This is a genomic window from Streptomyces sp. PTY087I2 (assembly GCF_001687325.1).
In the GTDB taxonomy this organism is placed as follows: domain Bacteria; phylum Actinomycetota; class Actinomycetes; order Streptomycetales; family Streptomycetaceae; genus Streptomyces.
This window is the reverse complement of sequence record NZ_LZRD01000026.1, coordinates 119,929-127,063: the sequence shown is the minus strand read 5'-3', so window position 1 is coordinate 127,063 and position 7,135 is coordinate 119,929. Positions and strand designations below refer to the sequence as shown.

6 protein-coding genes are annotated in these 7,135 nt (G+C 71.7%); 1 reads left to right on the top strand and 5 read right to left on the bottom strand.

Features of this window, described 5'->3' with window-relative positions; genetic code table 11:
- On the top strand, window positions 1-2,294 hold a 2,294-nt coding region (gene glgB, locus A3Q37_RS27440), incomplete at its 5' end, for a 1,4-alpha-glucan branching enzyme (RefSeq protein WP_255311964.1).
- Window positions 2,295-2,375: 81 nt separating this feature from the next.
- Here glgB and A3Q37_RS27435 read toward each other — a convergent pair.
- The 5 genes from A3Q37_RS27435 to A3Q37_RS27415 form a co-directional block, all read right to left on the bottom strand.
- Window positions 2,376-3,278 carry an NAD(P)-dependent oxidoreductase gene (locus A3Q37_RS27435; protein WP_065488295.1) on the bottom strand — a complete coding sequence of 301 codons (903 nt, stop codon included), beginning with the start codon at window positions 3,276-3,278 and terminating at the stop codon, window positions 2,376-2,378.
- 82 nt (window positions 3,279-3,360) lie between these two features.
- Window positions 3,361-3,708: a co-chaperone YbbN gene (locus A3Q37_RS27430; RefSeq protein WP_065488294.1), complete on the bottom strand. Its 348-nt coding sequence runs from the start codon at window positions 3,706-3,708 to the stop codon at window positions 3,361-3,363.
- A complete protein-coding gene (locus tag A3Q37_RS27425) occupies window positions 3,705-4,115 on the bottom strand; it encodes a MerR family transcriptional regulator (RefSeq protein ID WP_065488293.1) in 411 nt (136 codons plus the stop codon). The genes A3Q37_RS27430 and A3Q37_RS27425 overlap by 4 nt, the downstream gene beginning before the upstream one ends.
- A gap of 80 nt (window positions 4,116-4,195) precedes the next feature.
- On the bottom strand, window positions 4,196-5,479 hold the full coding sequence (locus A3Q37_RS27420; protein ID WP_065488292.1) for an LAETG motif-containing sortase-dependent surface protein: 1,284 nt from the start codon (window positions 5,477-5,479) through the stop codon (window positions 4,196-4,198).
- Between the two features lie 267 nt (window positions 5,480-5,746).
- Window positions 5,747-7,114 carry a cation:dicarboxylate symporter family transporter gene (locus tag A3Q37_RS27415; RefSeq protein WP_065488291.1) on the bottom strand — a complete coding sequence of 456 codons (1,368 nt, stop codon included), beginning with the start codon at window positions 7,112-7,114 and terminating at the stop codon, window positions 5,747-5,749.
- Window positions 7,115-7,135 lie beyond the last annotated feature (21 nt).

Below are 7,135 nucleotides of genomic sequence, written 5' to 3'. Positions count from 1 at the left end.
CCCCCGCGCCGGCGCCCGCCGCCACCGCCACCAAGGCCGCGCCCGCCAAGCGCACCCGGCCCAAGCGGGCGGACGCGGGCCCGCCGCGCCCCCGGCAGGCCGGTGACGGCCAGGGCGCCCGCCCCGCACCGGCCCTGGACGGGGCGGACCGGGGCCGGCTGCTGGCCGGTGACCACCACGCGCCGCACGATGTGCTGGGCGCCCACCCGATCCCCGGCGGGGTGCTCGTCCGGGCGCTGCGGCCGTTCGCCCGGACCGTCACCGTGCTGGCGACGGGGCTGCGGGCCGAGCTGCACGACGACGGGGACGGCTTCTTCTCCGGTGTGCTGCCGGTGCCGCAGGTACCCGCGTACCGGCTGGAAGTGGCGTACGACGACAACACCATCGAGGTGGAGGACCCGTACCGCTTCTGGCCCGCGATCGGCGAGCTGGATCTGCATCTGATCGGCGAGGGCCGCCACGAGGAGCTGTGGCGGGCGCTCGGCGCGGAGCCGATGGAACACCAGGGGGTGGCCGGGACCCGGTTCACCCTGTGGGCGCCGAACGCGCGCGGTGTGCGGATCACCGGTGACTTCAACTACTGGGACGGCACGGGCTACCCGATGCGGTCGCTCGGCTCGACCGGGGTGTGGGAGCTGTTCCTGCCGGGGGTCGGCGAGGGCGCGCTGTACAAGTTCGACATCTGCCGCCCGGACGGTTCGCACACGGTACGGGCCGACCCGATGGCCCGGCGCACCGAGGTGCCGCCCGCCACCGCGTCGATCGTCACCGCCAAGCATCACGAGTGGCAGGACGCGGACTGGATGGCGCACCGGGGCGACCGGCCGGTCCACGAGGCCCCGTTCTCGGTGTACGAGGTCCACCTCGCCTCCTGGCGGCCGGGACTGACGTACCGTCAACTCGCCGAGCAGCTGCCCGCGTACGTCAAGGACCTCGGGTTCACGCACGTCGAGCTGATGCCGGTCTCGGAGCACCCCTTCGGCGGGTCCTGGGGCTATCAGGTCACCGGGTTCTACGCGCCGACCTCGCGTCTCGGCACCCCGGACGACTTCCGCTTCCTCGTCGACGCCCTGCACCGGGCGGGCATCGGCGTCATCATGGACTGGGTCCCGGCCCATTTCCCGCGCGACGACTGGGCGTTGGCCGAGTTCGACGGGCGCCCGCTGTACGAGCACGCCGACCCGCGGCGCGCGGCGCACCCGGACTGGGGGACGCTGGAGTTCGACTACGGCCGCACCGAGGTCCGTAACTTCCTGGTTGCGAACGCGACTTACTGGTGCGAGGAGTTCCACATCGACGGGCTGCGGGTCGACGCGGTCGCCTCGATGCTCTACCTCGACTACTCCCGCGAGGACGGCCAGTGGTCGCCCAACGAGTTCGGTGGCCGGGAGAACCTGGACGCGGTCGCCTTCCTCCAGGAGATGAACGCGACCGTCTACCGCCGCAATCCGGGTGTCGTCACCATCGCCGAGGAGTCCACCGCCTGGGACGGGGTCACCCGCCCCACCGACAGCGGGGGCCTGGGCTTCGGGCTGAAGTGGAACATGGGCTGGATGCACGACTCGCTCCAGTACATGGCGAAGGAGCCGATCCACCGCAAGTACCACCACAACGAGATGACGTTCTCGATGGTGTACGCGTACAGCGAGAACTATGTGCTGCCGATCTCGCACGACGAGGTGGTGCACGGCAAGCAGGCGCTGGTGACGAAAATGCCCGGCGACTGGTGGCAGCGGCGCGCCAACCACCGCGCCTACCTGGGCTTCATGTGGGCCCATCCGGGCAAGCAACTCCTGTTCATGGGACAGGAGTTCGCGCAGGGAGCGGAGTGGTCCGAGGGGCACGGCCCGGACTGGTGGCTGCTGGACCCGGCGTACGAGGCGTCCGGCGACCACCGCGGGGTGCGGACCCTGGTCGGCGATCTGAACGCGGTGTACGGGGCGGTGCCCGCGCTGTGGCAGCGCGACACCTCGCCGGAGGGGTTCAGCTGGGTGGACGGCGGGGCGGCCGAGGACAACGTGTTCGCGTTCCTGCGGTACGACGCGGACGGTTCCCCGCTGCTCGCGGTCTCGCACTTCTCCCCGGCGGTCCGCAGCGACTACCGCCTGGGGGTGCCGGAGACCGGCGCGGAGGGCTGGGTGGAGGTCCTCAACACCGACGCGGCCCGGTACGGCGGGGGCGATGTGCGCAACGAGGAGCCGCTGAAGGCGGAGGCGGTGCCCGCGCACGGTCGGCCGTCCAGCATCTCGCTGACGCTGCCGCCGCTGGCGACGGTGTGGTTCCGCCCGGCGTAGCCCGTACGGGTCCGTGAACGGCCGGGGCCGGTACCGCGTCTGATGCGACGCGGTGCCGGCCCCTCCCCCGTTCCGGGCCGGTCAGCGGTCGGCGGCGATCACCTCGACGATGCTCGACCAGGACGAGGTGCCGTGGCCCTCGGCGATGGCCCGGTCGGTGACGGACTTCAGCCCCGCCAGCTGCGAGACGTCCAGGCCGTGGTCCTTCGAGGTGTGCAGGATGTGGTCGACACTGGCCGCCATCATGGCGAGGTTGCCGCCGTCGTTCGCGTACGTACGGGTGTCGACGTCGGTCGCCGTGTAGGCCGCGATCGGCGGCAGGATGTGCGCGATCGTGCCGAGGTACGGGGCGAGCGACGCGCCGTCGATGCCCTCGGCGCGGGCCAGCGCGAAGGCGTGGACGAGGCCGCCCATGGCCCCGTAGAAGAAGTCCAGCATCGCCATGTCGTAGGCGGCGGCGAGCCCGTGGTCCTCGCCGAGGAAGGTGGCGGGCGCGCCGAGCGCCTTGAGGGTGGCCTCGTGCGCGGCGAAGGCGGCGCGGTCGCCGGAGTGGAAGACCAGGGCCTCCGCCGAGCCGACCACGTCGACGGGCACCATGATCGCGCCGTCGAGGTAGGACAGGGCGTGCTTCGCGGCCCAGGCGGCGGCCTGCCGCGAGCGGGCCGGGGTGTCCGAGGTGAGGTTGACCAGGACCCGCCCCCGAAGCGCTTCGGCCAGTGGCTCCAGGACCGCGTCGGAGGCGTCGTAGTCGACGAGGCAGACCACGACGAGACCGCTCGCCCGCACCGCCTCCTCGGCGGACGCGGCCCGCACCGCGCCCAGGGCGACGACGTCCTCACCCTTGCCGGGCGAGCGGTTCCAGACGGTGGTGGGGTGGCCGACGGCCAGGAAGGCGCGGGCCAGGGAGCGGCCCATGTCGCCGAGGCCGAGAACGGTGACAGGGGCGGGATCGGTGGGTGCGGTGGTCGGGTGCGCTTGCGTCATGGAGACCATCCTTGGCGCGCGAACAGGGCCTGACCAGAACCCACTTGGCTGTCAGATACGCACTTCGGGGAAAGGATCCAGGTCAGCGGCCGGCCGGGTCGAGTACGTCCGCCAGCTCCTGGAGCAGTTTGCGCTTCGGCCGGGCGCCGACGAGCGACTTCACCGGCTCACCCGCCCGGAAGACCATCAGCGTCGGCGTCGCCAGCACGCCGTACCGGACGGTGATCCCGGGCGCACGGTCGACGTCGAGCTGGACGATCCTGATCCGGTCGGCCTCCTCGCGGGCGATCTCGCCCAGCACCGGGGTGAGTTGGCGGCAGGGGCCGCACCAGTCGGCGGTGAACTGGACCAGCACGGGCAGCGCCGCTTCCAGCACCTCCGCATCGAAGGTCTCCTCGGTGGCCTCGGTGAGGCCTTCGGTCCTGATCATGGCTGTCCTCCCAGTTCGCAGCGGGGTGCCGGACCACCGGGCAGGTCGGCCGACGCCTCCAGTTCGGCTCGGGCGAGCTGGGCGCCGACCTCGGCGCGCACGGAGGTGAGCTGGCCGATCAGCGCGTCCAGCTCGTCCAGCTTGCGCCGGTAGACGGCGAGCGAGGCGGGACAGGAGTCGCCGGCCGGGTGGCCGGCGCGCAGGCAGTCGACGAAGGGCCTGGTCTCCTCCAGGTCGAACCCGAAGTCCTGGAGGGTCCGGATCTGCTGGAGGAGGCGCAGGTCGCCCTCGTCGTAGCTGCGGTAGCCGTTCTCCGCGCGCCGCGCGGGCAGCAGCCCGCGCGACTCGTAGTAGCGGAGTGTCCGCGTCGTCGTCCCGGCCCGTTCGGCCAGCTCCCCGATTCGCATGGGAAGAACGTATTCCTTGACGCCGACGTCAACGCAAGCACGGCAGACGTCGGCGTCGACGCGGGCGAGAGGCCGGGGCGTCAGTTCCCCTGGGCCGCCGACCGCCGGCGCACGGCCCACAGGATGCCGCCGCCCGCCGCCACCGCCGCGGCCGCCATGCCGATGAGCGGGACGGTGGAGTCCGAGCCGGTCGCCGCGAGGTTGCCGCCGGTCTGCGGGGTGGCGCCGGCGGTCGTCGAGCCGCCCGTGCCGGTGGTGCCGGTCCCGCCGGTGGTGCTCGTCGAGCCGGTGGAGCCGGAGCCTCCGGTGGACGGGGAGCCGCCCGTACCGCCGGTGGACGAGGAACCGGTCGAGCCCGAGGAGCCCTCCGTGTCCGACTCCTTGCCGGTGTCGATCACGATCTGCGCGGTGTCGTTCTCGGCGTTGCGGTCGAAGGGGCGCTCCTGGCCGCTGAAGGAGACCTCGCCGGTGGTGCGGCCGACCGCCTTGTCGATGCGCAGGACGAAGGGGTAGCTCTCGCCGCCGTTCACGTCGACCCAGGACTGGGAGGTCCCGCAGCGGTAGTGGGTCTTGGTGACCTCGTCGCAGAATCCGTGCGGCTTGACGACGGACGTGCCCTCGGGGATGCGGATGTCGACGGTGGTCACGCTCTGGTCGCGGGTTCCCTGGACGCGGGCGGGGCCCTTGTTGGTGAACTTCACCGTCGCGGTGACCTTCTCACCGACCTTCCCCTTCTGCTCGTCGCCGGTCAGGGCGAAGTCCGCGGTGTTCGCGGCGGTGACGTCGGCCTCGGCGACCGGCTCGGGGTGGTCCGTGCGGTCGGCGTCGTCGGCCGGGCCCTTCTCGACCAGGGTGAGCGGGTCGCCGGTGCCGGGCACCGGCTCGGTGGAGCCGCCGTCGCCCGGGTCGGGTTCGTCGACGCCGACCGTCACCCGCAGGTCGTCGCGGAACGCGGAGTCCAGCGCCTTGAGCGATACGGGCTTCTCCGTGCCGTAGACGACGCCCGGCTTCAGCGGCTGCTCGATCCGGCAGGAGGCGACATTGCGCTCGGGCATCTCGTCGTACGAGGGGGTGGTGTAGTACGTGCAGTTCTTGTGCGTCTCGTCCGCCGTGAGGCCCGGCGACACGGCGTACGTCACCCAGACCGCGGGGACCTCCGCCGTCCCCTTGTTGAGGAAGGTCAGCGGGGTGGAGAACGTGCTCCCGGGCTGAACTCCCTTGACCGGCGCGATCGTTCCGACGCCGAGGTCCGGCTCCGGGTCGGCGGCGAGCGCCGGTACGGCGCCCAGCGCCACCAGCGCTGCGGCGGCCACGGCGGCGGTCCCGCCGCGCAGGGTACGGCTGCGGGAAGGGGCGATACGCATGGAAGTCCTTCGGTCGTGGGGCGCTGTCGTGGGACGCATGGGGGCTGACTGCGGTCCTTCACCTCTCAAGACCGGTGCCGGACGGGGAGGGTTGTGCCTGCCGTGGCCGTCGTGACAGAACACGGACACAAGGGATCGGTACCGGCCACGGAAGCGGGGTATCGGTACCGGCCGTGGACGCAGGCTCCGGTGCCGGGCCCCACGCAAGAACACCCGTACCGGGGGATAACGGGTGTCCTTGGGTGGGGGGCCTGGCGGTGGTGCGGGTCAGACCTTCGCGGGCTGCTCGGCCGCGCCGTCCCGCTGCTCGGGGACCTCCTCGGCGCCGCCGGACGGGGCGTGGTCGTCCACGAGGGTCTTCTCGTCGAACGGGATCCGGCCGGCCAGCACCTCGTTCACCCGGTCCTTGTCGATCTCCTTGGTCCAGTGGCCGACCAGCACCGTGGCGACCGCGTTGCCCGCGAAGTTGGTCAGGGCGCGGGCCTCGCTCATGAAGCGGTCGATGCCGACGATCAGGCCGACGCCGTCGACGAGTTCGGGGCGGTGCGACTGGAGGCCGCCGGCCAGGGTCGCCAGGCCCGCGCCGGTCACACCGGCCGCACCCTTCGAGGCGATGACCATGAAGACCAGCAGCGAGATCTGCTCGCCCGCGCTCAGCGGGTCCCCCATCGCGTTGGCGATGAACAGCGAGGACATCGTGAGGTAGATCGCGGTGCCGTCGAGGTTGAAGGAGTAGCCGGTCGGCACGGTGATGCCGACGACGGGCTTGCTGACGCCCAGGTGCTCCATCTTCGCGATCAGCCGCGGCAGCGCCGACTCGGAGGAGGAGGTGGAGAGGATCAGCAGGAACTCGCGGCCCAGGTACTTCAGCAGCGAGAACAGGTTCACGCCGGTGATCAGGCGCAGCAGCGCGCCCAGCACCACGAAGACGAACAGGGCGCAGGTGACGTAGAAGCCGATCATGATGATCGCCAGCGACTTCAGGGCGTCGAGGCCGGTCTCGCCGACCACCGCGGCGATCGCACCGAACGCGCCGACCGGGGCGGCCCACATGATCATGGCGAGGATGCGGAAGACGAGGCGCTGGATGTGGGTGATGCCGCGGAGGATCGGCTCACCGGTCCTGCCCATCGCCTGGAGCGCGAAGCCCGCGAGGAGCGCGACGAGCAGGGTCTGGAGGACCTCGCCCGCGGTGAAGGCGGAGACGATCGTGGTCGGGATGATGCCGAGCAGGAAGTCCACGGTGGACTCGCTCGCGCCCGACGCCTGCGCCTCGCCGGCGGCCCGCGCCTGCTCGGTGATGTGGAGGGTGGAGCCGGGCTCCAGGATGTTGCCGACGAGCAGGCCGATGGCGAGGGCCACGGTCGACATGACCAGGAAGTAGCCGAGCGCCAGACCGCCGACCGCGCCGACCTTGGCGGCCTTGCGGACCGAGCCGACGCCCAGGACGATCGTACAGAAGATGATCGGCGAGATCATCATCTTGATCAGGTTCACGAAGCCGGCGCCGATGGGCTTCAGCTCGACGGCCACCCCGGGGGCCGCGAAGCCCACCAGGATGCCGAGCGCCACGGCGGCGATCACGGCGATGTACAGGTAGTGGGTGCGGTCCCGTTGTTTGGCTGCCACAGCCATGGTGGGGCTCCTCGGCTCGGT

Excerpts from the sequence above, each read along its gene's own strand:
- A3Q37_RS27435 (WP_065488295.1), bottom strand. The coding sequence starts at position 3,278 with ATGACGCAAGCGCACCCGACCACCGCACCCACCGATCCCGCCCCTGTC.
- A3Q37_RS27430 (WP_065488294.1), bottom strand. The coding sequence starts at position 3,708 with ATGATCAGGACCGAAGGCCTCACCGAGGCCACCGAGGAGACCTTCGAT.
- A3Q37_RS27425 (WP_065488293.1), bottom strand. The coding sequence starts at position 4,115 with ATGCGAATCGGGGAGCTGGCCGAACGGGCCGGGACGACGACGCGGACA.
- A3Q37_RS27420 (WP_065488292.1), bottom strand. The coding sequence starts at position 5,479 with ATGCGTATCGCCCCTTCCCGCAGCCGTACCCTGCGCGGCGGGACCGCC.
- A3Q37_RS27415 (WP_065488291.1), bottom strand. The coding sequence starts at position 7,114 with ATGGCTGTGGCAGCCAAACAACGGGACCGCACCCACTACCTGTACATC.